We start from the raw sequence: 26,980 nt of genomic DNA, 5'->3' as shown, positions 1-26,980 counted from the left end.
TTTGCCATGTTGTTGACCCGCCATCTCGACGCCAACGCCACGCTGGTTTCCCTGATTGAGGGGCTTACGCCCTGTGACGGTTTTTCCCCGACCCACCTGCCCGGTGTGAAGGTGCTGCGCGCCAGTTGTGACGTGGCGCGTGGGCCGCAGATCTATGAGCCAAGCCTGATGTTCGTGGCCCAGGGCAGCAAACTCGCGTACCTGGGGCCGCGGACCCTGGAGTATGGCGCCGGGCATTACCTGATCCAGGCGATGCCGGTGCCGTTTGAGTGCGAGACATTCGCCATGGCGCCTGGCGCGCCGCTGTTGGGGGTGTCGGTGGGGATCGACCGTGTGGTGCTGGGGGAATTGGTGATGGCCATGGGCATGCAGGCCGGGCCGCCGCCGACCGCGCAAACCCTGGAGTCGATGAGTTCGGTGATACTCGATGACGCCATGCGCGGTTGCGTCGAGCGGCTGTTGCAGTGCCTGCACGATCCGCTGGAAAGCCGGATCATGGGCCCGGCGCGGGTGCGCGAGTTGTTGTTCACCGCGCTGCGCGGGCCGCAGGCGGATGTGCTGCGTGCGCTGGTGGAGCAGCAGGGGCAGTTCTCGCGGATCGCCACTTCACTGAATCACCTGCATGCCCATTTCGCCGAACCGCTGAATATCGAGACGTTGGCCGGGTATGCGCACATGAGTGCGTCGACCTTTCACGAGCACTTCAAGCGCTGCACCTTGCTGTCGCCGGTGCAGTACCTCAAGCGCCTGCGCCTGCTCAAGGCCCAGCAATTGCTGCTGGTCGAAGGCATGGGCGTGGCCCAGGCAGCGCACAATGTGGGCTATCAGAGCACGTCGCAGTTCAGCCGCGAGTACAAGCGCTACTTCGAGCGCAATCCGGGCGAAGAGCGCGCAGCCTAGTAGTAACGTCGCGGGTCGGAATCGATCAGGCTGGCCAATTTGGTCAGGGCGAAACGCAACTCGTCCTGGCTGGTGGGCGACATCAGTACCAGCCGCACACTGCGCGTCACCCCGGAACGTTCGGCCTGGAACTGTGTGCCACTGAGCACCAGCACCCCATTGGCCCGCGCCAGCATGGTGAATTCGTCAGCGGTCCAGGGCTCGGGCAGCGTCAGCCACACATGGTAGGAATACGGCTGGGTCTTGAGTTCGTAATTGGCGAAGATCTCCTGGGCAATCGCCTGGCGTCCGGCGGCTTCGTTGCGCTGGATGCGGATCAGTTTTTTGTCCAGGCCTTCGGTGACGACATTGCTGGCCAGTTGCGCCGTCAGTGGCGATGGCATCCACACACTGCTGCGGACCATCGAGGTCAGGCGTGACAGCAGTTTTGGCGGGCTGTACAGATAGCCGATACGCAGCGCCGGCATCACCGACTTCGACAGGCTGGTCAGGTACACCGAACGGTCCGGGGCAAACGCCGACAGCGGTTTGATGGACGGATCGGTGGCGAGAAAACCATAGATGTCGTCGTCGAGGATGATGAAGTCGAACTCTTCGGCCAGCGCCGCGATTTGCGCCCGGCGCTTTTGCGACATGATCGCCGCCGTCGGGTTCTGGCAGGTTGCCACGCACACCAGCATCGCGGGTTTTTCGCGCTGGCACAGCTCGCGCAATGCTTCGGGAATGATGCCTTCGTCATCCATCGGCACGCCCCGCAGGCGGCGCTCCAGGCCATGGGCCAGGGAGATGATGCCGGGGTAGCAAAGTGCTTCGCAGAGCACCAGGTCGCCGGCGTTGGTCAGGGCGCTCATTGCCACCATCAAACCGTGCTGGGCGCCGGCGGTGATGATCACCTGCTGCCACTGCGCGTCGGGCAATGAATGCCGCAACCACTGTGCACCCGCCTCGCGATGCGCCGGATGGCCGCCATCCGGGGCGTAGTCCAGGGCACGGGCGAAATCGGTGCTCTTGGCCATGCCCACCAGCGCGTCGCGCAGCCAGTATTCCAGGGTTTCGCTGTAGGGCTTGATGATCGACAGGTCGAGCAGTTCGGACTGCCCCAGGTTCAACGGCATCGACGCGCTGTTACTCGCCGGTAACTCCAGCTGCTTCTGATTGAGCACATACGTCCCGCGCCCCACTTCACCCTGCACCAGGCGACGGCGCTGGGCTTCGCTGTACGCGCGGCTGATGGTGCCCGGCGTGACATTCAGGGTCGTGGCCAGCTCCCGCAGGGTCGGCAGGCGATCGCCTTCGTTCAATACACCGTTGCCGATATCGCGTGCCAACGCATCGGCAATCGACAAATACATCGGCTGGCCGAATTCGCTTAGCTGGGGAACCCACATGAATGATCACTGCCCATCGTAGAAATGATGAATATCCGAGCATATCACAGGGAGGTTAGGCAACTAATAAATCGACACAATCGATAAATTGAGTCGATTGATGTCGTGATTGAATCGATGTTGATCGCCAGGTTCAGATATTTTTTGGTTTTTTAATCGCCTTATAAATCAATCTATTAACTGCTTAATAGCAGAAAAACCGGCGTCAATGGCAAAAAAACATCTCGTAACAACCTTGTCGCCTATTGAATCAACTCAATTCCTTCAAATACACTCATCTCGAATCGAAGCAATCGACTCAATCTCCCCACGTTCACCGCCGGCACCGCCGCGCCAAGTCGAGACATCATGGACACACTCAGAAAGGATCTATCCCTGTCAGCCGTCATCGCGGGCTTTATTGCCGTGATCATTTCCTATGCCGGCCCGTTGATCATCGTGTTCCAGGCGGCCAAGGAAGCGCACCTGCCCAATGACGTGGTGTCTTCGTGGATCTGGGCGATTTCCATCGGCAGCGGCATCACCGGCCTGTTTCTCAGCTGGCGCCTGCGGGTTCCGGTGATTACCGCGTGGTCCACACCCGGTGCGGCATTGCTGGTGTCGATGCTGCCGACGGTCACGCTGCCACAGGCCATCGGCGCGTATGTGGTCGCCTCGGTGATCATTGCCGTGGTGGGCTTGTCCGGCGCCTTCGACAAGTTGATGAGTCGTCTGCCCAAGGCCATCGCCGCCGCCATGCTTGCGGGCATCCTGTTCCGCTTCGGCGCCGAGCTGTTCACCTCGATCAAGCTGCAACCCGCGTTGGTGCTGGCGATGATTGCGGCGTACCTGATCTTCAAACGTCTCTCGCCGCGCTACGCGATTCTGTCGGTGCTGATTGTCGGCTGCGCCGTCGCCGCGTCGTTTGGTGAATTGAACAGCGGTGCAATCACCATTGCCGTGGCGCACCCGGTGTTTATCGCGCCAGAGTGGAGCTGGCACGCCATTATCAACATCGGCCTGCCGTTGGCGCTGGTGACGCTGACCGGGCAGTACGTGCCAGGCATGGCCGTGTTGCGCACCTCGGGCTACAACACCCCGGCGCGCTCGATCATTTCGGTGACAGCCATTGGTTCGGTGCTGATGGCGCCGTTCGGCTCCCACGGCTTCAACCTGGCCGCGATCACCGCCGCCATCTGCACCGGCCGTGAAGCCCACGAAGATCGCGACAAGCGCTACATCGCCGGGATCGCCTGCGGGGTGTTCTACATCCTCATGGGCACCTTCGGCGCAACCCTGGCCTCGGTGTTTTCCGCCTTGCCTAAAGAGCTGATTGCGTCCCTCGCCGGGCTGGCACTGTTCGGTGCTATCAGCGCCGGGCTGACCGGCGCGATGGCCGATGAGAAGCAACGGGAAGCCGCGTTGATCACCTTCCTGGTCACCGCCTCGGGCATGAGTTTCCTCGGCCTGGCTGCTGCGTTCTGGGGCTTGATCTTCGGTCTCGTCGCGCACTTCGTGCTGACCTACACCCGCGAAAGCAAGGCCGTCGCGATGGCGCAGGGCAGCCGACCATGACCGCACGTTACGATTTCATTGTGGTGGGCGGCGGCATCGCTGGGGTTTCTGCGGCGTATGAGCTGGCGGCCCACGGCAGCGTTTGCCTGCTGGAGCAGGAGCAGCAACTGGCCTATCACACCACCGGCCGCTCGGCGGCGATCTCGATGGAAAGCTACGGCAACCAGCAGATCCGCTCGCTGACCTGCGCTTCCCGAGGCTTTTTCGAGAACCCGCCCGAAGGCCTGGCCGAACACCCGTTGTGGTCGCCACGGGGTGCGTTGATCGTGGCGCAAGCGGCGCGAGTGGACAAACTGGCCGCCCGGTTTACCGCCGTACTCGGGCAAGTGCCCACGGCGAGATTCCTCGACGACAAACAGGTGCTCGAACTGGTGCCCTACCTGGCCGAAGGCGCCTGGAGCGCCGGCATCTATGAGCCCAGCGCGTTCGATTTGGATGTGCACGGCATTCATGGCGCCTACCTCGGCGGCCTGCGGGCTCGCGGCGGAGTGGTCAAGCGCGAAGCCGAAGTGCTGCGCGGCGAACACCGCAACGGTCACTGGACCTTGCACACCGCGCACGGCCAACTGCTGGAGGCGGCGATCGTGGTCAACGCGGCCGGGGCCTGGGCTGATGAGTTCGCCCAGCGTTGCGGCGTGCCCAAGGTCGGTGTGCGGCCGCTGCGCCGCACGGTGCTGGCGGTGGACCCACAGTGCGACGTGCACCACACGCCGTACCTGGGCACCGTGGACGAAGACATTTTCATCAAGCCGGAAGCCGGGCGCCTGATCGTCTCGCCCTGCGATGAAAACCCGTCGTTGCCCTGTGATGCGCTGCCCGACGAGCTGGACCTGGCGATCACCATGGACCGTCTGCAAAGCACCACGCGCCTGCGGCCACGCTCGATTATCAACAAGTGGGCGGGCCTGCGCACTTTTGTCGCCGACCGCTCCCCGGTGCTCGGCCAGGACCCGCAGCACGAGAGCTTTATCTGGCTCGCTGCCCTCGGGGGCTATGGCATTCAAGCCGCGCCGGCCATCGCCCGGTTGTGCAGCCACGCGGCACTGGGGGTCGCCATGCCGGCGGACCTGGCGGCGCTGCAACTCAACTACCAGCATTTCTCCCCGGCGCGTTGCCGCGACGAGGCGTTTTCCAGCCTGGCCGTCAAACAGGTTGCTGATTTGCACTAACCCTTCACCCACTTCACAAGGAACGTCACCATGCAGACCAACGCTCAACTCCAGTCCGTCGCCAAGCCTTTCCTGGGCGAAGAAAACGTGATCTTCACCGACAAGGCGCCGCTGCCCCTGGGCACGTATTCCCAAGGGATCAAGGTCAGTCACGGGCAAACCATCTACCTGTCGGCACAGACCCCGGTCTCGGCGCTGAACAACGAGGTACTGGCCCATGACTTCGAAGGCCAATTGCGTCAGACCCTGGACAATCTGCAACAAATGGCCGAAGCCGCAGGCGGTACCCTGGCGAACGTGGTCAAGGTCACCGCATTCATCACGGACTTGAGCGAGTTCCCGACCCTCAACCGAGTGATGGAGGAGTACTTCACCCAGCCATACCCGGCGCGCACCACCGCCGGTGCCAGCGCCCTGGCGCGCAATACCCTGGTCGCCATCGACGCCATCATGGTGGTCTGAAGCCCACTCTCCGCGTGCAGTGCCCGTCGGTCCGCAGCAATGGGCCGACGTCGGCAGCAAAAGCACCCGCACCGCGTATTTTCAGGGGCTTGGCCATGAAGCATTCGTACAGCGAATATGTGTTGCAGTGCCTGGTCTGCGATCGCAGCTACCAGCCGCATGAGGTCAGTTACTACTGCCCCCATTGCAAAACCGAAGGTGCCCTCGATGCGCTTTACGATTACTCGACGCTCAAGCGCGAATGGTCCAAGGACAGCCTGGCCCAAGACCACGCCCGTGGCATGTGGCGCTATGACCGGCTGATGCCGTTACGTTCGACGCAGTTCATTCCGCCGCTGCTGGTGGGGAACACGCCGCTTTATTCGCGCCCGGAACTGCTCGGCAGGGGCGCGCAGATCAAGGTCTTTATCAAGGATGAATCCCGCCAACCCACCGGCTCGCTGAAAGACCGCGCCAGCGCCCTGGCGGTAGCCCATGCCTTGCAGTCCGGCGCGCGCACCGTGGCGGTGGCCAGTACCGGCAACGCCGCCTCGGCCCTGGCCGGGATGAGTGCGAGCCTGGGCCTGCATAACGTGATTTACCTGCCAAAAAGTGCACCCCGCGAAAAGCTCGCGCAGATGCAGGGCTATGGCGCCGAGATTGTGTTGGTGGACGGCCAATACGACGAAGCCTTCGACCAATGCCTCGACGCCTGCGAAACCCACGGCTGGTACAACCGCACCACCGGGATCAACTCCTACATGAGCGAAGGCAAGAAAACCGTCGCCTTCGAGATGTGCGAGCAACTCAATTGGCAGGTGCCGGACCTGGTGTTCGTGCCGGTCGGCAATGGCTGCATTCTCGGTTCGGTCTACAAGGGGTTCTACGACCTGCTGCAACTGGGCTGGATCGAGCGCATCCCGCGTTTGATCGGCGTGCAGGCCGAGCACAGCAACTTTATGTACCGGGCCTGGCGCAGTGAGCGGCCGATGCAGCAGATAGAGCGCATTGCGCCGACAAGCCTGGCCAGCAGCATCAATGTGGCCTTGCCGCGTGATCGTCTCAAAGCCATGCGCGCCGTCACGGCCAGCGGCGGCGAGTTCATGTGCGTCAGCGACCCGAGCATTGTCGCGGCGGCGTCCCGCTTGGCCGCCAGCACCGGTGTGTTTCCCGAAGCCGGCGCCGCCAGTGCCTTCGCCGGGCTGCTCAAGTACGCCGAAGCCCACCCTGATACCCCGCAGACCGCCGTGATCCTGATCACCGGCAGCGGTTTGAAAGACACCTCGATTTTTCTCTCCAACTCGACCAGGGGCCAGACACGCTTGCAATCCCAGCCCCTGGCCGACCTGCTGACCTAGGAACCTCATCATGAGCCTGCAAAATTTCGACCCCGCCGTTGCCCGCCTGATCGACCGTGAACGCAATCGCCAGGAAACCCACCTGGAGCTGATCGCTTCAGAAAACTATGTGAGCGACGAAGTGCTCCAGGCCCAGGGCTCGGTGCTCACCAACAAGTACGCCGAGGGCTATCCGGGCAAGCGCTATTACGGCGGTTGCAAGGTGGTCGACGAGATTGAAAACCTGGCCATCGAACGCGCCCGCAAGCTGTTCAATTGCGAATACGTCAACGTTCAGCCGCATTCCGGGTCGCAGGCCAACCAGGCGGTGTTCCTTGCGGTGCTGGAGCCTGGAGACACCATTCTGGGGATGTCCCTGGCCCACGGCGGACACCTGACCCATGGCGCCTCGGTGAATTTTTCGGGCAAGTTCTACCAGGCGTTTTCCTACGGCCTGGACCCGGACACCGAGACCCTGGACTACGCCGAAATGGAAGCCCTGGCCCGGCAACACAAACCGAAGATGATCATCGCCGGGGCCTCCGCCTATTCACGCACCCTCGATTTCCAGCGCTTTCGCAAGATTTGCGATGAAGTTGGCGCCTACCTGATGGTGGACATGGCGCACTACGCAGGCTTGATCGCGGCGGGGCTGTACCCATCGCCGGTGGGGATTGCCGACTTCATCACCTCGACCACCCACAAAACCCTGCGCGGCCCGCGGGGCGGACTGATCCTGGCCAAGGCGCAATACGCGGCGCTGCTCGATAAGACCATCTTCCCGGTCTATCAGGGCGGGCCGCTGATGCATGTCATCGCGGCCAAGGCCGTGGCGTTCAACGAGGCGCTGAGCGAGGGGTTCAAGCATTACCAGCAACGGGTGATCGACAACGCCCGCACCATGGCCGATATCCTCACTCGCCGTGGTTTGCGCGTGGTCTCCGGGGGTACCGATTGCCACATGTTCCTGCTCGACTTGCGTGCGATGGACATCACCGGCAAGGATGCCGAGGCGTTGCTGGAGAGTGCGCACATCACACTGAACAAGAATGCGATCCCCAACGACCCACAAAAACCGGCGATCACCAGCGGCATCCGTATCGGCACCCCGGCGCTGACGACGCGGGGTTTTGGGGAGGCTGAGTGTGCGGAAGTCGCGAATTTGATCGCCGACCTGTTGGCGCAACCGAACAACCCGACGCTGCTTGAGAATACCCGGCGCCGGGTGATGCACCTGTGTGAATGCTTTCCGGTTTACCTGCTGAGCTGACGCAAACAAAAAAGCCAACGCGCTGGGGCGTTGGCTTTTTGTGTTTCTGGCAACCGTCTTACATGTTCGGGTAAGTCGGCCCACCTGCGCCTTCCGGCGTGACCCAGGTGATGTTCTGCGAAGGGTCCTTGATGTCACAGGTCTTGCAGTGCACGCAGTTCTGGGCGTTGATCTGGAAGCGTTTCTCGCCGTCTTCCTTGGTGATCACTTCATACACACCGGCCGGGCAGTAGCGCTGCGCCGGTTCATCGTAGAGCGGCAGGTTGGTGCCGATCGGGATGCTCGGGTCCTTGAGCTTCAAGTGGCACGGCTGTTCTTCTTCGTGGTTGGTACCGGAGATGAACACCGAGCTCAGCTTGTCGAAGCTCAGCTTGCCGTCGGGTTTCGGGTAGTCGATCTTCGTGCTGTCCTTGGCCAGCTTGAGGCAGGCGTAGTCCGGCTTGGTGTCGTGCAGGGTGAACGGCATTTTGCCGCCGAGGATGTTCTGGTCGAACCAGTTGAAGCCGGCGCCGATGATCGGGCCGAACTTGTGCATCGCCGGGCCGAAGTTACGGGTGGCGAACAGTTCTTCGTAGAGCCAGCTGGCTTTGAAACCGTCGACGTAGTTGGTCAGTTCGTCACCGCCTTCGGACTCGGCGAACAGGCGCTCGGCCACGGCGTCGGCGGCGAGCATGCCGGACTTCATGGCGGTGTGGCTGCCTTTGATCTTGGCCACGTTCATGGTGCCCAGGTCGCAGCCGATCAGCGCGCCGCCCTTGAAGACCATTTTCGGCAACGAGTTGATGCCGCCCTTGGCCAGCGCACGTGCGCCGTAGCTGATGCGCTTGCCGCCTTCCAGGTACTGGGCCAGCACCGGGTGATGCTTGAGGCGCTGGAACTCATCGAACGGCGACAGGAAGGTGTTGCTGTAGGACAGGTCGACGATCAGACCCACGACCACCTGGTTGTTTTCCAGGTGATAAAGGAAGGAGCCGCCGGTGTTCTCGTTGCTCATGATGTCCAGCGGCCAACCAGCGGTGTGGACCACCAGGCCTGGCTGGTGCTTGGCCGGGTCGATTTCCCAGATTTCCTTGAGGCCGATGCCGTAGTGCTGGGCGTCGGCGTCGCTGTCCAGGTTGAAGCGCTGGATCAGTTGCTTGCCGATATGGCCACGGCAGCCTTCGGCGAACAGCGTGTACTTGCCACGCAGTTCCATACCGGGGGTGTAGACGCCTTCTTTGGGATTGCCTTCGCGGTCGACGCCGAGGTCACCGGTGATGATCCCGCGCACCACGCCGTTCTCGTCGAACAGCGCTTCCTGGGCGGCGAAGCCTGGGTAGACTTCCACGCCCAGGTTCTCGGCCTGCTGGGCAAGCCAGCGGCACAGGTTGCCGAGGGAGATGATGTAGTTGCCTTCGTTGTGCATGGTCTTGGGCACAAAGAAGTCAGGCACCTTGGTGGAGGCTTCGGGGCTGCGCAGTACATAGATGTCGTCGCGCACCACGGGAGTGTTGAGCGGGGCGCCGAGTGCTTTCCAGTCCGGGAACAGTTCGTTCAGGGCGCGCGGTTCAAACACGGCACCGGAGAGGATGTGTGCGCCGACTTCGGAGCCTTTCTCGACCACGCAGACGCTGATTTCCTTACCGGCTTCGGCGGCCTTCTGCTTCAGTCGGCAGGCGGCGGACAGGCCAGCCGGGCCAGCGCCGACGATGACCACGTCGAATTCCATGTATTCGCGTTCCACAGGCTATCTCCTACTCAAGGCTCAACAGGCTTTTTTTCTAATGGGTGGAGGTTCGGTGTCGTCTTGCGGCAACGGCAAGACTCGCCTTTCTCTCTAGGTGGCGCATTATATATAGACCACTGTCAGCGTCCAATACAAACGTTTGTTTGAATTGCCCGCAGGCTAGGTAAATCAAAGCAACGCGGCTTATGACTGACCATTTTGCCGTATTGACCAGAATAGGCGTTCCGGTCAATATACGGTCGGTTTTGCGCTTACCGTAGGCAGACAGCAGGTTTCAAGAGCACGTCCAAAAGCGAAACAGGTGACGCACGCCCGAGCACCGGCGCGCAGTTTACACGCCGCGATAAAGAATGACCTCTCAGTCACCACTGACGAACGGTCATCATTTCCCGTGAGCAAGGTCATTTGTCCAGGTTTTTGGAGGTGCCCTTGTGTGCCGATGAGCATCAACCGCCAGGTTCGCCTAGGCGACTTTCTTTTCACCGGAGAGTAACGAGGAATCCATGAAGGTTCTTGTAGCTGTCAAACGCGTTGTCGATTACAACGTGAAAGTTCGCGTCAAGGCGGACAATTCCGGCGTCGATCTTGCTAACGTCAAGATGTCGATGAACCCTTTCTGTGAAATCGCCGTGGAAGAAGCCGTACGCCTGAAAGAGAAAGGCGTGGCGACTGAAATCGTCGTGGTTTCCATCGGCCCGACCACTGCCCAGGAGCAACTGCGTACCGCTCTGGCACTGGGCGCCGACCGCGCCGTGCTGGTTGAGTCCGCTGAAGAGCTGACCTCCCTGGCCGTGGCCAAGTTGCTCAAGGCCGTTGTCGACAAGGAACAGCCTTCGCTGGTGATCCTCGGCAAACAAGCCATCGACAGCGACAACAACCAGACTGGCCAGATGCTGGCTGCACTGACCGGTTACGGCCAGGGCACCTTCGCTTCCAAAGTGGAAGTGAGCGGCGACAGCGTTGCCGTGACCCGCGAAATCGACGGCGGTGCACAGACGGTTTCCCTGAAACTGCCGGCCATCGTCACCACCGACCTGCGTTTGAACGAGCCGCGCTACGCGTCCCTGCCAAACATCATGAAAGCCAAGAAGAAGCCTCTTGAAGTGCTGACTCCGGACGCTTTGGGCGTTTCCACCGCCTCTACCAACAAGACCGTCAAAGTCGAAGCGCCGGCTGCACGCAGCGCGGGCATCAAGGTCAAGTCGGTGGCTGAACTGGTCGAGAAACTGAAAAACGAAGCGAAGGTAATCTGATCATGACTATCTTGGTAATCGCCGAACACGACAACAAAGTGCTGGCCCCGGCCACGCTGAACACCGTGGCTGCTGCTGCCAAAATCGGCGGCGACATCCACGTTCTGGTTGCAGGCCAAGGCGCTGGCGCCGTGGCTGAAGCCGCTGCGAAGATTGCTGGTGTGAGCAAAGTCCTGAACGCTGACAACGCCGCTTACGCGCATCAGCTGCCGGAGAATGTTGCGCCATTGGTTGCAGAGCTCGGCGCTGGCTACAGCCACATCCTGGCCGCCGCCACCTCCAACGGCAAAAACATCCTGCCACGCGTTGCCGCGCAGCTGGACGTTGACCAGATCTCCGAGATCGTTTCGGTTGAAAGCGCCGACACCTTCAAGCGCCCGATCTATGCCGGTAACGCCATTGCCACCGTGCAATCGACCGCTGCCATCAAAGTCATCACCGTACGCGCCACCGGTTTCGATCCGGTTGCCGCTGAAGGTGGTTCGGCTGCCGTTGAAGCCGTCGCTGCTGCACACGACGCTGGCACCTCCAGCTTTGTTGGCGAAGAGCTGGCCAAGTCGGATCGTCCTGAGCTGACCGCTGCCAAGATCGTCGTTTCCGGCGGACGTGGCATGCAGAACGGTGACAACTTCAAGCACCTGTACGCCCTGGCCGACAAGCTGGGCGCTGCGGTCGGCGCTTCCCGCGCTGCCGTCGACGCAGGTTTCGTACCCAACGACATGCAGGTCGGCCAGACCGGCAAAATCGTTGCGCCACAGCTGTACATCGCGGTCGGTATCTCCGGCGCGATCCAGCACTTGGCCGGTATGAAAGATTCCAAAGTGATCGTTGCGATCAACAAGGACGAAGAAGCACCGATCTTCCAGGTGGCTGATTATGGCCTGGTGGCGGACTTGTTCGAAGCTGTACCTGAGTTGGAGAAGCTGGTCTAATCCAGCCGCTTCACTTATAAAGAGCCCGGTCGTGTGACCGGGTTTTTTTTGCCCGGCTTTTTGTGAATATCGGAGAAACCGCCATGGAACTGCGCCCTTGGGCCGTGCTGCTGGGCCTGTCGCTGCTGCCGAGCCTGACCCTGGCCGCTGGCAAATGTGAGCGCCTGGTCATCACCGGCAGCCCTGACGCACCGCCGTTGCTATGGCGTGACCCCCAAGACCCCACGCACTTGATCGGCGCCACCGCCGACGTGCTGCAATATGTGGCCAAGGACCTCGGGTTGAAAATCGACCTGCTCTATGGCGGCAGACGCTCCCTGGCCCTGGACGAGGTGCGCAGCGGTCGCATGGATATCCTCGCGGATACGCCGCTGAACCTTGGTGAGCTGGACAACCTCGACTACATCCACCCGGCGTTGGTGCAGACCGATTATCTGGTCTGGACGCGCAAGGATTCGGCACTGGTCTACACCACGGCTGCCGACCTGCACGGGCACAAGGGTGCAGTGTCGGAACGTTCACGTTTGAGTGCCGGATTTGAAACCTTTGCCAGCGAGCAACTGACCTTGCAGCGTCTGCCAACGTTGACTCCGGCGTTCCAGAAACTGCTGTTGGGGGAAGTGGACTACGTGCTGGCCGGACGTTACTCCGGCATGGCCATGGCCCAGACACTGGGCATGAACAACGACCTGATCGCCCGTGATACGCCTGTCGACCAGCCGGGCCTGTACCTGGCGATTTCCCACAACTCGGCCTGCAATGATCCTTGGTTACGCGGACAGCTCACCAAAAAGATGACAGAATTGCCCGGGTCTGGTGTGGCGCAAGCCGCGCTGCAGCGCAATCTGGAGCGTTGGAAAGCGCAATTGCAACAACCCGTGGGCACCCCAACAAAGTAGGGATTTTCAGTGACTCTTCGACCTTTTTTCGCGGCCCTCGCCGTTGTCGCTCTGGCGGGATGTGCGGCCGATCCTGCGCCGAATGAACAGATTCGTCTTACCCAGCAAGCCCTGGAGCAAGCCAATGCGGTGGGCGCCAGCGCCGATGAATCCGCCGAACTGAAACTGGCCGAAGACAAATTCGCCCAGGCCAAGGCCGACATGGCCGACGAGTCCTACAAGGACGCGCGCATGCAGGCCGAGCAGGCCGAGTTGGACGCGCGCCTGGCCGAAGCCCAGGTGCTGACCCGCAAGAGCCAGGAGCAACTTAACGTGCTTAACACCCGCATCACGCGCCTGCGCAAGCAATTGCAGTTGGGAGAAGCCCAATGAGCCGGATGATCCGTGGGTTGGGCTGTGCCGTGTTGCTGGGCAGTGCAGTCTTGGGCGGTTGCGCCAGTCATCCGAATGGCGAGCACGCCTTGCAACAGGCCGGCAGCGATTTCCAGAAGGTCAAGGAAGACGCCAACGTGCTGCGCATCGCGCCCAAGGACGTGATTCGTGCCGGTGAGTCCCTGGCTCGCGCCGACCGTTTGTCCAGCTACTGGGGCAGCGGTGCAGACGTGGTGCATTACGCTTACCTGAGCCAGCGATACAGTGCCATCGCCCGTGAGCACACTGAGCAGACACTCAACGAAGAACGCGCCGCCAAGCTCGAACTGGAACGCCAGCGCCTGCAATTGGCCCTGCGAGAAAGCAAGCTGATCAGCGTGCAGCAACAGGGCAAATGGCTTGAAGAGCAAATCGCCAGCCTGACCACCACTCAGACCGATCGCGGTTTGGTGATGACCTTGGGCGACGTGCTGTTCGATACCGGCGAGGCAGAGCTGAAAAACTCGGCCAACCGCACTGTGCTGAAGATCGTGCAGTTCTTGCAACTGAACCCCAAGCGCGTAGTGCGCATCGAGGGTTATGCGGACAATACCGGCGGCCAGCAGGAAAACCTCAAACTGTCCCGCGACCGTGCGCAGTCGGTAGCCGATGTGCTGGTGGACCTGGGGATCGATGAAAAACGCATCCAGGTAGAAGGCTATGGCGACCAGTACCCGGTGGAAGCCAATGCTTCCGAGCGGGGCAGGGCGCAGAATCGTCGCGTTGAAATAGTCTTCTCTGACGAGAAAGGCCAACTGGGCGCCGCGCGCTAAAGCGCTGCACACACCTGAAAACTCTATCCGCCACCCTTACAGTTTTTACTGTCACTCCCACGCGCGCTCGACTATTGTGGCAACTGTCCCCGTACACTTCTAAACTGTGCCGGTATGTTTCACACAAAAATAAAATACCCGTGAAATCGAGTGCTGCGTCATGACCAATCTGTTGCTTTACCAACGTATCGCCCAGCAACTGGCTGAGGACATCCGACGCGGTGTCTATCAGCCGGGTGAGCGTGTGCCTTCGGTGCGCAAGATGAGCTCCCAGCTCAATGTGAGCCACGCCACGGTCTTGCAGGCTTACGCCAACCTGGAAGACCAGGGGCTGATCCGGGCGCGGCCGCAGTCCGGCTACTACGTGCACCAGACGCCGGCCCTCACGGCGCCGACGCCGGATATTGCACGGGTCGAGCGCCCGGGGTTGGTTACGCGCAGCAGCATCATCCAGCAGGTATTGGGCGAGTCGCGCCGCGAAGGTGTGTTCCCGCTGGGTGCCGCCGTGCCGAGTGTCGACTACTTGCCGGTGCGCGCGCTGCACCAGCAACTGGCCAAGGTCACGCGGTTCCAGAGCCCTCGCGCGTTCAGCTATATGTTCAGCCCGGGGTTTGAACCGCTGCGCCGCCAAGTGGCGATCCGCATGCGTGATGCAGGCGTTGTGGTGGACCCGTCCGAGGTGGTCATCACCCACGGTTGCGTCGATGCTTTGCAGATGTCTTTGCGCGTGCTGACGCGCCCTGGCGATTTGATTGCAGCGGAATCACCGACGTATTACGGCTTGTTGCAACTGGCCGACTTGCTGGGTCTCAAAGTCATTGAGATCCCCAGCGATCCGTCCACCGGCATGAGCCTGGAAGCCCTGCAACTCGCCGCCAACCAATGGTCGATCAAGGCGCTGGTGCTGACCACGCGCCTGAGCAACCCGTTGGGTGGCACCATGCCCGAGGAGCGGCAGAAACAGTTGCTGCGCCTGGCCTCGGATTTCGACATTCAGATTGTCGAGGACGATATCTACGGCGAGCTGATGTTCGAAATCGGTCGCACCAAGGCCCTCAAGGCCTACGACCGCCTGGACCGGGTCATCTATTGCTCCAGCTTCTCCAAGACGTTGTCGCCGGGTGTGCGCATCGGCTGGATGATCGCCGGCAAGTACCAGCAGGAAATCCAGCGTCTGCAAATGTTCAGCACCCATTCGGCGTGCAGCGTCACCCAGATGGGCGTGGCGGCGTACCTGGAGAACGGCGGCTACGACCGGCACCTGCGCTATATCCGCCAGGAATACCGCAAGAACCTCAGCGCCTTCCAACTGGCAGTGCAGCAGTATTTTCCCGAAGGCACCCAGATGACCCGTCCGACCGGCGGTTTTATCCTGTGGGTCAGTTTGCCCGGCCGGGTCAATACCCAGGAACTGCACGTGCGCGCCCTGCAGCAGGGCATCAGCATTGCGCCGGGGTTGATCTTCAGTAATACCGAACAGTTCAACCACTGTATTCGCCTTAACTGCGGCACGCCGTGGAACCGCGAGGCAGAGCGGGCGCTGATGACGCTGGGGATGTTGGCCAGCCAGTTGTGTCAGGAAACCGCAGCAGGACTTTGAGGCGCAGAAAGGGGACAACTCCGATAGCGGGCTAATCACCGGGCTTGTCATGCCGCGCACAACAAGCGAGCATATGGCCCTCTGCCGTTAATGCTGTAGGCAATATGACCTCAATTGTTCGCGCTGCTTTGGTGATTGGCCTGTTGAGCCTGTGCAACGTCAGCACAGTGCTGGCGGCGGCACCTGTGACTGAAAACAAGCCTGCTGCCACGACCGAGCAGAACACTCCCGCCAAAAAGCCAATCGCTGCCAAGCCAGCCGCCGCTACCAAGAAGCAAACCGCCACGGCGAAAAAACGTGCCGCGAAGGCGAAAAAATCCAAGTCGGCCCAAGAGGTCGCGCAAACCAAATTGCCACCGGCACAGTTGGACCTGACACTGCCATCGGACATGGTCAGGCACCTGCAACCCCTCGGTACGATGCCCAAGCCCCAGAGCGTGCCGTTGCTGCCGCCGATGTTTGGCGAAAAGCCCACCGACAACAGTGCGTTCCAGATCAACGGCCGTTTGCTCAGTAACGAGATGAAACTGCAACTGCGCAACGAAGAACGCCGTGACGTGGAAGGTGCTGCGCTGGAATTCGAGTTCAAGCAGTAAACTTTTCCCACAGACGTGACGCAGGCCACCGACCATCTGTCGCAGACTGGTCAGTCATGTTTGTTTTGTGCGGAAAACCCCTGTTAGACCATTTTAAAACGGCTGTTTAAGGGCGTAGTCTAGCCCGGCCATCCCCATTGAGTCGTCGAGGACCTGCTGGTCATGAATTGCCGTGAAGGCTGTGGCGCATGCTGCATCGCCCCCTCCATCAGTTCGCCGTTACCCGGAATGCCCCATGGCAAACCGGCGGGCGAACGCTGCCTGCACCTATCGGTCGAACAGCTGTGCCAACTGTTCGGCCAACCGGAGCGTCCGGCGGTGTGCAGTGATTTCAAGGCGGATATCGATGTCTGCGGCACCGACCAGGCCGATGCGATCCGGTTGATCGGCTGGTGGGAGCAGATGACGGCGGCTTGATGGGCTTTACTATCGCAACGTCAACAATAAGGAATACAACAATGGGTTCGCTGAAACGAATGGCTGTGCTGTGCGGGTTTACGGTGTTGTTCGCGGCTACTGCGCAGGCTGAGGATTGGCAAGTCGCCAAGGATGAAGACGGTATCAAGGTGTCGTTAAGCGAAGTCGCTGGCTCCAAGTACAAGGCCTATCGCGGTGTGACGGTGATCAAGGCGCCTGTGGCCAGGATCCAGGCGCTGCAGGAAGATGTGGCCGGTGCCTGTTCGTGGATTCACGAGTGCAAATCCCAGAAGCTGGTGGACAAGAAAGGCGATGAGGCTTGGACCTATACTCAATTCAAGGCGCCGTTCCCGGTGACCGATCGCGATTCGTATATCCATGTCACCACCACCAAGAATGCAGATGGCAGCGTAACGCGCAAGTTGGAGGGCGTACCGACCTACAAGCCGGAAGAAAAAGGCTACGTGCGTGTGGCCCAGGTTGAAGGCTTCTGGAAACTGGTGCCCAAAGGCGACAACCAGACCGAAGTTACGTATCAGGTCCACACCGAGCCAGGCGGCAGCGTGCCATCGTGGCTGGCCAACAAGTTCGTGGTGGATGCGCCGTTCAACACCTTGAAAGCCCTCAAGGATCACGCCGAGAAGTAAGCGCAGTTGATCCGGTGCCTGTGACCTTGAGTGGAACGTTTGGCGATCCCTCAAGGTCCAGATAGATGTGAGCCCACACACGGGCTTTATCGAGGAGGCACCGATGCAAACGTGGCAAATTACCTTCGTTGATGATCACGGTGAAACGTCCGTGGAGCAGTTCACCTGCGAACAAAAGCCCAGCCTCGAAGATGCTGCGCACATGATCCGCAGCAAGCTGGTGCCCGTCGCCGCCGAACTCGACCTCAATGACCTTGAGGGCCGCCAGCCCGAGCCTACGGTCAAGATCCTGAAAGACCAGAACAGCATCCAGATCCTCGACATTTCCCCCGCCGCCTGAATATTCCTTGTATGCCATCCAACCGCCTCTGGTGGAGGTGGTAGCTTCGCGCTACTCTGCAAGAGAGATCAGCGAATGAATCGCTAAGGTCTGGTCTTGTCAGCTACATGCTTGTTTTCCCTCAGTGACTTGTTTCATTGCCATAGATTCCGCGCCAGCCAGGCGCGGATTGGGGAAGCACGGAAAGTCTATCCATCGGTTTGAGGAGGACGTTTCATGAGCACAGCCTATCAAGAAGACATCAGCACCAACGTTCTGCGCCGCATGAAAGAAGGCGGCTTCGACTTTTCACGTTTCCACCCCATCGAGTTCTACGCCATTTTCCCGGATGAGGAACGGGCGCGCAGGGCTGCGGGTGAGTTTCGTGGAGAATCCCTGAATGCCCAGGTCAGTGCGCGCGATGATGGCGCCTGGTACCTGGAACTGAGCAAAATCATGTTCGCCACCTACGACGGCATAGGAGACTTCGAGCAAGACTTTGAGGCGGTGGTCGAGCCGTTGGGCGGGATTATCGAAGGATGGGGCGTCAAGCAGGAGGTGCGTGGGTTACCCATGTAGCGAGATTGTATGAGTAACGCAGCGTATCGGCTGACCTTAGGGTCGGCCGATTTTGTGTGCGCTGTATGAAAACTCCCGGAACTTGAGCTGCCTTTTCGTGCACAAAAAAAAGCCACCCAAAGTGGGTGGCTGAAAGGGAAGACCGAGGAGCCGGTCGGTACACGAGCTGTCACGGTACCGAGTGCGTAAGGGTTAAAGCTGTAGGACACATCCTGTTCAGCTGATGGAGGCGATTATCCGCAGGCTTGGCCGGGCAGTGAAATCAACTCTGACTATGCTGTTGATAGGCAAAGCCTGCATTGCGATGAAGCGTGCAGCAATGCGACGGGCATTCCGCGCACCAGGACGGTGCGGTCAGCTGTTCGCTTATATTTAACTCACTGTTTTTTAAGTGTTTATGCCGCTGGCACGGGCCTTGCGATGGTTCTTGCGTCCGGGTGACAAGGAGTACGGCATGATCCGCACTTATTACGACGAAATGTACGACGGGGCAGGGCAGGTCCGCCCCCATTACCGCGAGTTCGCCCGCTGGTTGGCCGAAACCCCCGCAGAACTGCTGGCCCAGCGCCGGCGTGAAGCCGATTTGCTGTTTCACCGCGCCGGGATCACGTTCACGCTCTATGGGGACGAGCAGGGCACCGAACGCCTGATTCCCTTCGATACCATTCCCCGCAGTATCCCCGCCAGTGAATGGCAAATTGTCGAGCGCGGCTGCATTCAACGGGTCAAGGCGCTGAACATGTTCCTTGCCGACCTGTACCACGAACAACGCATCATCAAGGCCGGCATCATCCCGGCCGAACAGGTATTGGCCAACGAGCAATATCAGTTGGCGATGCAGGGCTTGGACCTGCACCGCGATCTTTATTCCCACGTCTCCGGAGTCGACCTCGTACGCGATGGTGACGGCACCTACTACGTGCTGGAGGACAACCTACGCACACCGAGCGGCGTCAGCTACATGCTCGAAGACCGCAAGATGATGATGCGCCTGTTCCCCGAACTGTTCGCCGCCCAGCGCATTGCGCCCATCGACCATTACCCCAACCTGTTGCTCGACACCCTGAAAAGCTCCAGCCCACTGGATAACCCCAGCGTGGTGGTGCTGACGCCGGGACGCTTCAACAGTGCGTTCTTTGAACATGCGTTTCTCGCCCGGGAAATGGGCGTAGAGCTGGTAGAAGGTGCCGACCTGTTCGTGCGCGATGACCGCGTCTTCATGCGCACCACCGACGGCCCCAAGGCGGTAGACGTGATCTATCGCCGTCTTGATGACGCGTTCCTCGACCCGCTGGCCTTCAACCCGGACTCCATGCTCGGTGTGCCCGGCCTGCTGGCGGCCTATCGCTGCGGCAACGTGGTGCTGGCCAACGCCATCGGCACTGGGGTGGCGGATGACAAGTCGGTGTACCCCTTCGTCACCGAGATGATCCGTTTTTACCTGGATGAAGAACCCATCCTGAAGAACGTTCCTACGTTCCAGTGCCGCAAGCCTGACGAATTGTCCCACGTGCTGGCTAACCTGCCGGACCTGGTAGTCAAGGAAACCCAAGGCTCGGGCGGCTACGGCATGCTGGTCGGCCCTGCGTCGACGGCGGCGGAAATCGAAGCATTTCGTGCGCGCATCAAGGCCAAGCCCCATGCCTATATCGCCCAGCCGACCCTGTGTTTATCCACCTGCCCGACCTTTGTCGAAAACGGCATCGCCCCGCGCCATATCGACCTGCGCCCGTTTGTATTGTCCGGCAAAGAAACCCGCGTGGTACCCGGCGGCTTGACCCGCGTGGCGCTGCGCGAAGGTTCGCTGGTGGTCAACTCGTCCCAGGGCGGCGGCACCAAAGACACCTGGGTGGTTGAGGACTGAATGCCATGTTGAGTAGAACTGCCTCGGATTTGTATTGGATGTCGCGCTATCTGGAGCGCGCCGAAAACCTCGCGCGCATGCTCGATGTCAGCTATTCGCTGTCGCTGATGCCTCAGGATGGGCGCGGCGATGGCTTGCACGAACTGGCCATGCCGCTGCTGATCACCGGCACCCTGGAGGATTACCGCGAGCGCCACGGTGAATTGCACGCTGAGCACTTGCTGCACTTCTTTGCCCTGGACGCGGCCAACCCGGCGAGCATCTATAGCTGCCTCGGCGCGGCGCGAGCCAGTGCCCACGCGGTGCGTGGGCGAATCACCGCCGACATGTGGGAAAACATCAACGCCACCTGGCTGGATATCCGCGATATCGCCCAGCAAGGCCTGAGTCGCTATGGCATGAGTCGCTTCTGTGAGTGGGTCAAGGAACGCTCCCATCTGTTTCGGGGCGCTACATACGGCACCATCATGCGTAACGATGCTTTCCGTTTCATTCGGCTGGGCACCTTTATCGAACGCGCCGACAACACATTGCGGTTACTCGATGCGCGCTATGAAATGGCCGGCGACCGTGCCGAAGCCGTCACCGATGGCACGGCCCACGCTTACTATCAATGGAGCGCCTTGCTGCGGGCGTTGTCGTCGTTCGAGGCCTACACCGAGATTTATCGCGATGCTCCCGGCGCCCGGCAAGTGGCGGAGTTGCTGCTGTTGCGCGCCGATGTGCCGCGCTCACTGCGGGCGTGCAGCGAGGAAATCGACCAGATCCTCGCCAGCCTGCCTGGCCTCAACGGTCGACCGGCCCAGCGCTTGGCCGCCGAGATGGATGCCCGCCTGCGCTTTACGGCCATCGATGAAATCCTTGAGGAAGGCCTGCACGCCTGGCTGACCGACTTTATCCCCTTGGTCCGCCAGTTGGGCGACGCCATCTACAGTTCCTACCTGGAGGCTGCATGAGACTCTCCATCAGTCACGAAACCACCTACCACTATGACGACCAGGTGCGCGCCAGCATCCAGTATCTGCGCCTGACGCCCCATGACAGCGAGCGTCAGCATGTGCTCAGTTGGCAACTCGACCTGCCGCGCCCGGTGCGTGCCCAGGTCGACCCCTTTGGCAACATCCTGCATGTGCTGACCCTGGACGAACCCCACGACGCCATCATCATCGGCGCCCGTGGCCAGGTGGATATCGACGAATTACGCGAGGCCGAGCATGAGAGTCAGTCGGCGTTCCCGTTCCTGCGTTGCACCCGCCTGACCGAGCCGGATGAAGCCTTGCGTGGCTTTGCCGCGCAGCATTGTCACCAGCGCCGCGACCGCACGGCGTTGATCGACCTGATGCACGCGCTCCACCAGGCGATGGTCTACACGCCGGGTGTCACCGAAGTCGACACCTGCGCCGCCGAGGCCTTTGCTGGTGCTGCGGGCGTGTGCCAGGACCATACCCACGCGTTCCTGGCCTGCGCGCGCAGCCTCGGGATTCCGGCGCGGTATGTGTCGGGGTATTTGTACACCGAAGACAGCACGCACCTGGCCAGCCACGCCTGGGCCGAAGCCTGGCTGGATGACGCCTGGTACAGCTTCGACGTGACCAACCAACTGGCGCGCCCGGAGCGGCATCTCAAACTGGCGGTCGGCCTGGATTACCTGGATGCGTGCCCGGTTCGAGGCATGCGCCGTGGCGGCGGGCATGAGCAAATGCATGCCAAAGTGTTTGTGGCGCCGACGCCGCTGGTGTCCGTACAGCAGCAGTAAGCGACAAGTTGATAGCGGTTTCGGTGGTGACCAGGCTTTTGTGGTGAACGGGCTTTTGTGGTGAGTGGGCTTCTGTGGTGAGCAGGCTTCTGTGGTGAGCGGGCTTGCCCCGCGCTGGGGTGCGAAGCAGCCCCAAAACCATCCGCCGCCTAATGTCTGGCACACCGCATTCTGCTTTTATTGGGGCTGCTTCGCAGCCCAGCGCGGGGCAAGCCCGCTCACCACAGAAGCTCGCTCACCATCAACCTAACCAGCCAGTTCACTTGCTTCACGGCTGCTTACGGCTCGCCATATGCTTCAAATAGCCCACCAATAAATCCAGCTCGCTGTCAGGCAACACGCTGGCAGCGAAAGCTGGCATCTTCGCCTGTGGCCAATGCCTCAAACTCTGTGGGTCACGGATATAGCGCTTGAGGAAATCTGCGCTGAAATATTCCGTAGGGCTGTAGGGAATATTCAGATCCGGACCCACCTGCGCAGCGCCCGCGCCATTGAGGCGGTGACAGGCCAGGCAGTTTTTCTGGAAGAGTGCAAAGCCCTGGTTGATGGGATCATTCGCTGCCAGTTTCGGGTCGGGCAACAGCGCCGGAAACCGCTCCGCCACGGTCTTTAATTGTTTGATCGCCGAGACTTGGAACGGCCACTGCTCAGGGCTGATAGGCCCGGCTTGCGGGTCGGTCCACACCAGGTAAAACGGCCCGGCGCTGTGTTTGCCTTCGCCCAGGGCGGGCCACGGTTGGGCGGGGTCTTCCACCGCAAGCCAGGCGCGGGCGCCGTGCTGTTCCAGCAGCGGTGCGGCGCTGAGTTCGGCAGCGAAGCCATCCAGGGCAACCGCTTGCAGATGGCTCTGCGGTGTAAGGCCTGGTAGGAGCACCGCCAGCGGCACTGCACGATAGGTCATGCTGCGTTTGTAGGACACGTCATCGATGATTTGCACCATCTGCGCATCCGGGTGTTTGAGCAAGTCGGCGGTCTGCCAGGTCTTGCGGCTGTGGTCCAACTCGATGGTCAATTGCGCCGCAGCAGCGGGGAGGGCGAGCAGCAAGGCCAGGAGTGCGATGATCGGTTTCAAGACAGAGGCCCCGTGTTAAGTGGCGATAGGGCTCACGATACCGGAAAAACGCCCGTAAAAAGGCAGCCCCTGCAACGGGGTCGCTATGCACGAAGTCCCGGCAGGTGCTGCCAAAAGCTGCAATCCTGATGCAAAAAATGCGGAGGATAAGGAGGTTACCCAATGACCTTGGTCAAGTTGGGCAAGATCAGAATCAGTGTGGTGGCGAAAAGAATAAGTCCCGCCTGACGTACTTTCGAGTGCTTGAACATGGCTGACTGCCTTTTGTTGTTATTCCTGAGCGTCAAATACGTGCCGTTTTATTTCAGTATGGCGCTTTGACGTGTCACTTTTCTTACAGCTGCTCCAGCAAAACCCGGCAGCAACCTCTTACTGATTGAACCTTAGAGCCCTCGTTCTTCGCGGCTTAGATCCATTTCATATCAGCTAATCAGTATTTCTGCTTAAAAGCGCATGAGGCAGAACGCCATCTTGGCGCCAATGCCTTGGCTAGACAGCTAAAACGATTAATCGGCTTCGGCGCTTAGGGACCTACCGTTCGTCCGAGCGTGGGGGTCAAAAGCAATGAGCGCATCCGTCATTGAAACCGTGTCAATCGGGCCTAAGGTAAGGGCACTACTGCGCAATGGTTCGAGGATGTCATGACCCAAGCTTTGATCTTTGATGCGATCCGCACGCCCCGAGGCAAGGGCAAGGCCGACGGCGCCCTGCACAGCGTCAAGCCGGTAAACCTGGTGGCGGGTTTGCTCACGGCGTTGGCGCAACGCAGCGACCTCGATACCCAGCAAGTCGATGACATCGTGCTCGGCTGCGTGACCCCGGTGGGCGACCAAGGCGCGGACATCGCCAAGACGGCCGCTCTGGTGGCGGACTGGGCCGTCAGCGTCGCGGGCGTACAGGTCAACCGTTTCTGCGCCTCGGGCCTGGAAGCAGTCAACCTGGGCGCGATGAAAGTGCGCTCCGGCTTTGAGGATCTGGTCGTGGTCGGCGGTGTGGAGTCCATGTCCCGCGTGCCCATGGGCAGTGATGGCGGTGCCTGGGTGCTGGACCCGCAGACCAATCTGCACAGTCACTTCACGCCCCAAGGCATCGGCGCGGACCTGATCGCCACCTTGGAGGGTTTCAGTCGCGAAGATGTCGATACCTTTGCCCTACAGTCCCAGCAGAAAGCGGCCAGGGCAAGTGCCGACGGTTCCTTCAGCAAGTCGCTGATTGCAGTGCAGGACCAGAATGGGATTGTGCTGCTGGGCCATGACGAATTTATCCGTGGCGACTCGACGCTTGAAGGTCTGGGCAAGCTTAAGCCCAGCTTCGAGATGATGGGGCAGATGGGCTTCGACGCTACTGCACTGCGGGTCTACAGCCAGGTAGAGCGCATCAACCACGTACATACTCCAGGTAACAGCTCCGGCATTGTCGATGGCGCCGCATTGATGTTGATCGGCTCCGAAGCGAAGGGCCGCGAGTTGGGCCTGCAACCCCGGGCGCGCATTGTCGCCACGGCGGTCACCAGCACCGACCCCACCATCATGCTCACCGGCCCCGCGCCAGCCACCCGAAAAGCCCTGGCCAAGGCCGGTTTGCGCGTGGAAGACATCGATCTGTTCGAGGTCAACGAAGCCTTTGCCTCAGTGGTGCTCAAGTTCATCAAGGACATGGGCATTGATGCTGCACGGGTCAACGTCAACGGCGGTTCCATCGCCATGGGCCATCCGTTGGGGGCAACGGGCTGCGCGATCCTTGGCACCTTGCTCGACGAGCTTGAAGTGCGCCAGCAGCGCTACGGCCTGGCCACCCTGTGTGTTGGCGGTGGCATGGGCATCGCCACGATTATCGAACGCCTCTGAGCCTAAGGAATTTCTGATGACCGATGCCATTCGTTACGAAAAAGGCCAGGACCGGATCGTGGTGCTGACCCTCGACATGCCAGGCCAGAGCGCCAACACCATGAACAGTGTTTACCGCGAGGCCATGGCCGCCACGGTCCTGCGCCTGGAGTCGGAAAAGGACCACATTGCCGGTGTAATTATCACCTCGGCCAAGAAGACCTTTTTCGCCGGCGGTGACCTCAATGAACTGATCAAGGTCGACAAGGCCCACGCCAAGGATTTCTACGACAACGTGCAACTGCTCAAAGCACAACTGCGCCGCCTGGAAACCCTCGGCAAGCCGGTGGTGGCTGCAATCAATGGTGCAGCCCTGGGCGGCGGCTGGGAGATTTGCCTGGCGTGTCATTACCGCGTCGCGCTGGACGACACATCGGTGCAGCTTGGCTTGCCGGAAGTCACCCTGGGCTTGCTGCCGGGCGGCGGTGGCGTGGTGCGTATGGTGCGCATGCTGGGATTGGAAAAAGCTCTGCCGTATTTGCTGGAAGGTAAAAAAGTACGGCCGCAACAGGCGCTGCTGGCCGGGTTGATCAACGAGTTGGCGGTGGGCCGCGATGAGCTGCTGGCCAAGTCCCGCGCCTGGATTCTCGGCAATCCAGAGGCTAAACAACCCTGGGACAATAAGGCGTACCAGATTCCCGGCGGCACACCCTCGAACCCAAAAGTCGCGCAGATGCTGGCGATTGCACCGTCGATCCTGCGCAGTAAAACCAACGGCTGTTTCCCGGCCCCGGAGAAAATCCTCTGTGCCGCCGTTGAAGGCGCCCAGGTGGACTTCGACACCGCACACCTGATCGAAACCCGTTACTTCACCGAGCTGGTCACCGGGCAAGTGGCGAAAAACATGATCGGCACCTTCTGGTTCCAGCTCAATGACATCAACGCCGGCCGCTCGCGGCCCCAGGGCTTTGCACCTTATGTGACTCGTAAAGTGGGTGTGCTGGGCGCCGGGATGATGGGGGCGGGAATCGCCTATGTCAGCGCCTGCGCAGGGATCGAGGTGGTGCTCAAGGACATCCACCTTGCTGCCGCCGAGAAGGGCAAGGCTCACTCGGCCGCGCTGCTGGACAAGCAGGTTGGCCGTGGGCAATTGACCGCCGAGCAGCGGGAAACCACTTTGGCGCGGATTTATCCTACGGATTCGGATGCTGATTTGGCAGGCTGCGACCTGATCATCGAGGCCGTCTTTGAAGACCGCGAACTCAAGGCCAAGGTGTCAGCCGCCGCCCAGGGCGTGGTCGGCGCCGATGCGGTAATCGCCTCCAATACCTCCACCTTGCCCATCAGCGGCCTGGCCAAGGCCGTGCCGGATCAAGGCAGATTTATCGGCCTGCATTTCTTCAGCCCGGTGGACAAGATGCACCTGGTAGAAATCATCAAGGGCGCGCAGACCTCGGACGAAACCCTGGCCCGAGGGTTCGATTTCGTCATGCAAATCAAGAAGACTCCGATTGTGGTCAACGACAGTCGCGGCTTTTTCACGTCGCGGGTGTTTGGCACGTTCACCAACGAGGGCATCACCATGCTGGGTGAAGGTGTGGCTGCGCCGATGATCGAGACCGAGGCGCGCAAGGCCGGTATGCCGGTGGGGCCGCTGGCGGTTTCCGATGAAGTGTCCCTCAGCCTGATGAGCCATATCCGACAGCAGGCGGCGAAGGATCTGCAAGCCGAAGGTAAGTCGGTGCCTGGGCATCCGGCAACGGCGGTCATCGATCTGTTGGTGAATGAGTACAAGCGCACAGGCAAGGCGGCGGGAGGCGGTTTTTACGAATACCCCGCAGGAGGGCAGAAGTACTTGTGGCCTGAGTTGAAACACCGCTTTGAACGGCCGGGCCAGCGGATTTCAGCGCAGGATGTGCGCGACCGATTGCTGTTTATCCAGGCCATCGAAACCGTGCGCTGCGTGGAGGAGGGCGTGTTGATGTCCACGGCTGATGCCAACGTCGGTTCTATCTTTGGGATTGGTTTCGCGGCGTGGAGCGGCGGCGCGTTGCAGTTTATCAATCAGTACGGTTTGAATGATTTCATTGCCAGGGCGCGCTACTTGGCTGAACAGTACGGTGAGCGGTTTGCGCCGCCGGTGTTGTTGCTGGAGAAAGCGGCGAGGGGTGAAGTGTTTCGGTGATCAAGGGAGGGGCTTGCCTTGAAGGGGTGTTTCAAGGCAGGCTCTGGGTGTTCAATATTCCCATCG

General features: G+C 60.6%; 25 protein-coding genes. 22 read left to right on the top strand and 3 right to left on the bottom strand.

The features are described from left to right. The first annotated feature begins 6 nt into the window (after window positions 1–6). A complete protein-coding gene (locus DNK50_RS24520; protein ID WP_099582758.1) occupies window positions 7–900 on the top strand; it encodes an AraC family transcriptional regulator in 894 nt (297 codons plus the stop codon). On the opposite strand, the gene DNK50_RS24515 is transcribed toward DNK50_RS24520, so the two are convergent. Beyond that, entirely contained in the window at window positions 897–2,288 is a 1,392-nt protein-coding gene (locus DNK50_RS24515) for a PLP-dependent aminotransferase family protein (RefSeq protein WP_112196489.1), read from the bottom strand. The two genes, DNK50_RS24520 and DNK50_RS24515, sit on opposite strands and share 4 nt — an antisense overlap. Before the next feature lie 348 nt (window positions 2,289–2,636). Between DNK50_RS24515 and DNK50_RS24510 the strand changes: the two genes are divergently transcribed. From DNK50_RS24510 to glyA, 5 genes are all read left to right on the top strand, one after another. Beyond that, window positions 2,637–3,842 carry a benzoate/H(+) symporter BenE family transporter gene (locus DNK50_RS24510; RefSeq protein WP_099582756.1) on the top strand — a complete coding sequence of 402 codons (1,206 nt, stop codon included), beginning with the start codon at window positions 2,637–2,639 and terminating at the stop codon, window positions 3,840–3,842. Continuing rightward, the gene (locus tag DNK50_RS24505; protein ID WP_112196488.1) at window positions 3,839–5,011 is read left to right on the top strand and encodes an FAD-binding oxidoreductase; all 1,173 of its coding nucleotides are present in this window, start codon (window positions 3,839–3,841) and stop codon (window positions 5,009–5,011) included. Before DNK50_RS24510 ends, DNK50_RS24505 begins: the two co-directional genes overlap by 4 nt. Window positions 5,012–5,041: 30 nt before the next feature. After that, entirely contained in the window at window positions 5,042–5,473 is a 432-nt protein-coding gene (locus DNK50_RS24500) for a Rid family detoxifying hydrolase (protein ID WP_112196487.1), read from the top strand. A gap of 95 nt (window positions 5,474–5,568) precedes the next feature. Beyond that, complete coding sequence (gene thrC, locus DNK50_RS24495; RefSeq protein WP_099582753.1) at window positions 5,569–6,810, top strand: threonine synthase; 1,242 nt, start codon at window positions 5,569–5,571, stop codon at window positions 6,808–6,810. A gap of 10 nt (window positions 6,811–6,820) precedes the next feature. Then, entirely contained in the window at window positions 6,821–8,059 is a 1,239-nt protein-coding gene (gene glyA, locus DNK50_RS24490; protein ID WP_112196486.1) for a serine hydroxymethyltransferase, read from the top strand. A gap of 58 nt (window positions 8,060–8,117) precedes the next feature. On the opposite strand, the gene DNK50_RS24485 is transcribed toward glyA, so the two are convergent. Next, a complete protein-coding gene (locus DNK50_RS24485; RefSeq protein ID WP_099582751.1) occupies window positions 8,118–9,782 on the bottom strand; it encodes an electron transfer flavoprotein-ubiquinone oxidoreductase in 1,665 nt (554 codons plus the stop codon). 506 nt (window positions 9,783–10,288) lie between these two features. Here DNK50_RS24485 and DNK50_RS24480 point away from each other — a divergent pair. The 14 genes from DNK50_RS24480 (at window position 10,289) to DNK50_RS24415 (ending at window position 21,831) form a co-directional block, all read left to right on the top strand. Then, window positions 10,289–11,038, top strand: coding sequence for an electron transfer flavoprotein subunit beta/FixA family protein (locus tag DNK50_RS24480; RefSeq protein ID WP_099582750.1), 750 nt, complete (start codon window positions 10,289–10,291; stop codon window positions 11,036–11,038). A 2-nt stretch (window positions 11,039–11,040) separates the two neighbouring features. Next, a complete protein-coding gene (locus DNK50_RS24475) occupies window positions 11,041–11,970 on the top strand; it encodes an electron transfer flavoprotein subunit alpha/FixB family protein (protein ID WP_112196485.1) in 930 nt (309 codons plus the stop codon). Window positions 11,971–12,053: 83 nt separating this feature from the next. After that, a complete protein-coding gene (locus tag DNK50_RS24470) occupies window positions 12,054–12,869 on the top strand; it encodes an ABC transporter substrate-binding protein (RefSeq protein ID WP_112196484.1) in 816 nt (271 codons plus the stop codon). A gap of 9 nt (window positions 12,870–12,878) precedes the next feature. Next, window positions 12,879–13,241 (top strand): DUF4398 domain-containing protein, encoded by a 363-nt coding sequence (locus DNK50_RS24465; protein ID WP_099582747.1) that lies wholly within the window; start codon window positions 12,879–12,881, stop codon window positions 13,239–13,241. Then, a complete protein-coding gene (locus DNK50_RS24460) occupies window positions 13,238–14,053 on the top strand; it encodes an OmpA family protein (protein ID WP_099582746.1) in 816 nt (271 codons plus the stop codon). Before DNK50_RS24465 ends, DNK50_RS24460 begins: the two co-directional genes overlap by 4 nt. 160 nt (window positions 14,054–14,213) lie before the next feature. Then, a complete protein-coding gene (locus DNK50_RS24455) occupies window positions 14,214–15,653 on the top strand; it encodes a PLP-dependent aminotransferase family protein (protein ID WP_099582745.1) in 1,440 nt (479 codons plus the stop codon). Between the two features lie 104 nt (window positions 15,654–15,757). Continuing rightward, window positions 15,758–16,249 (top strand): translation initiation factor 2, encoded by a 492-nt coding sequence (locus DNK50_RS24450; protein ID WP_112196483.1) that lies wholly within the window; start codon window positions 15,758–15,760, stop codon window positions 16,247–16,249. Between the two features lie 162 nt (window positions 16,250–16,411). Next, window positions 16,412–16,666 carry a YkgJ family cysteine cluster protein gene (locus DNK50_RS24445; RefSeq protein WP_032887441.1) on the top strand — a complete coding sequence of 85 codons (255 nt, stop codon included), beginning with the start codon at window positions 16,412–16,414 and terminating at the stop codon, window positions 16,664–16,666. 41 nt (window positions 16,667–16,707) lie between these two features. Continuing rightward, window positions 16,708–17,313, top strand: coding sequence for an START domain-containing protein (locus tag DNK50_RS24440; RefSeq protein WP_112196482.1), 606 nt, complete (start codon window positions 16,708–16,710; stop codon window positions 17,311–17,313). A gap of 103 nt (window positions 17,314–17,416) precedes the next feature. Further along, the gene (locus tag DNK50_RS24435; RefSeq protein WP_099582742.1) at window positions 17,417–17,653 is read left to right on the top strand and encodes a hypothetical protein; all 237 of its coding nucleotides are present in this window, start codon (window positions 17,417–17,419) and stop codon (window positions 17,651–17,653) included. Window positions 17,654–17,869: 216 nt separating this feature from the next. Then, entirely contained in the window at window positions 17,870–18,211 is a 342-nt protein-coding gene (locus tag DNK50_RS24430) for a ribonuclease E inhibitor RraB (protein ID WP_015885395.1), read from the top strand. 454 nt (window positions 18,212–18,665) lie between these two features. Beyond that, window positions 18,666–20,075: a circularly permuted type 2 ATP-grasp protein gene (locus DNK50_RS24425; protein WP_099582741.1), complete on the top strand. Its 1,410-nt coding sequence runs from the start codon at window positions 18,666–18,668 to the stop codon at window positions 20,073–20,075. Between the two features lie 5 nt (window positions 20,076–20,080). Then, entirely contained in the window at window positions 20,081–21,031 is a 951-nt protein-coding gene (locus DNK50_RS24420) for an alpha-E domain-containing protein (protein ID WP_065909369.1), read from the top strand. Next, window positions 21,028–21,831 (top strand): transglutaminase family protein, encoded by an 804-nt coding sequence (locus tag DNK50_RS24415; RefSeq protein WP_099582740.1) that lies wholly within the window; start codon window positions 21,028–21,030, stop codon window positions 21,829–21,831. Before DNK50_RS24420 ends, DNK50_RS24415 begins: the two co-directional genes overlap by 4 nt. 268 nt (window positions 21,832–22,099) lie before the next feature. Here the strand turns inward: DNK50_RS24415 and DNK50_RS24410 are convergent, their stop codons facing one another. Further along, window positions 22,100–22,903, bottom strand: a complete 804-nt coding sequence (locus DNK50_RS24410) for a cytochrome c (protein WP_112196481.1) — start codon at window positions 22,901–22,903, stop codon at window positions 22,100–22,102. A gap of 641 nt (window positions 22,904–23,544) precedes the next feature. On the opposite strand from DNK50_RS24410, the gene DNK50_RS24405 reads away from it, so the two are divergent. Beyond that, window positions 23,545–24,750 carry an acetyl-CoA C-acetyltransferase gene (locus tag DNK50_RS24405; RefSeq protein WP_112196480.1) on the top strand — a complete coding sequence of 402 codons (1,206 nt, stop codon included), beginning with the start codon at window positions 23,545–23,547 and terminating at the stop codon, window positions 24,748–24,750. Between the two features lie 16 nt (window positions 24,751–24,766). Further along, entirely contained in the window at window positions 24,767–26,914 is a 2,148-nt protein-coding gene (locus DNK50_RS24400) for a 3-hydroxyacyl-CoA dehydrogenase NAD-binding domain-containing protein (RefSeq protein ID WP_112196479.1), read from the top strand. Window positions 26,915–26,980 lie beyond the last annotated feature (66 nt).

This window comes from Pseudomonas sp. LG1E9 (assembly GCF_003290225.1).
GTDB lineage: Bacteria > Pseudomonadota > Gammaproteobacteria > Pseudomonadales > Pseudomonadaceae > Aquipseudomonas > Aquipseudomonas cyclaminis.
Note: the sequence above shows the minus strand (reverse complement) of the source record. Positions and strands in the feature narration are given on the sequence as shown.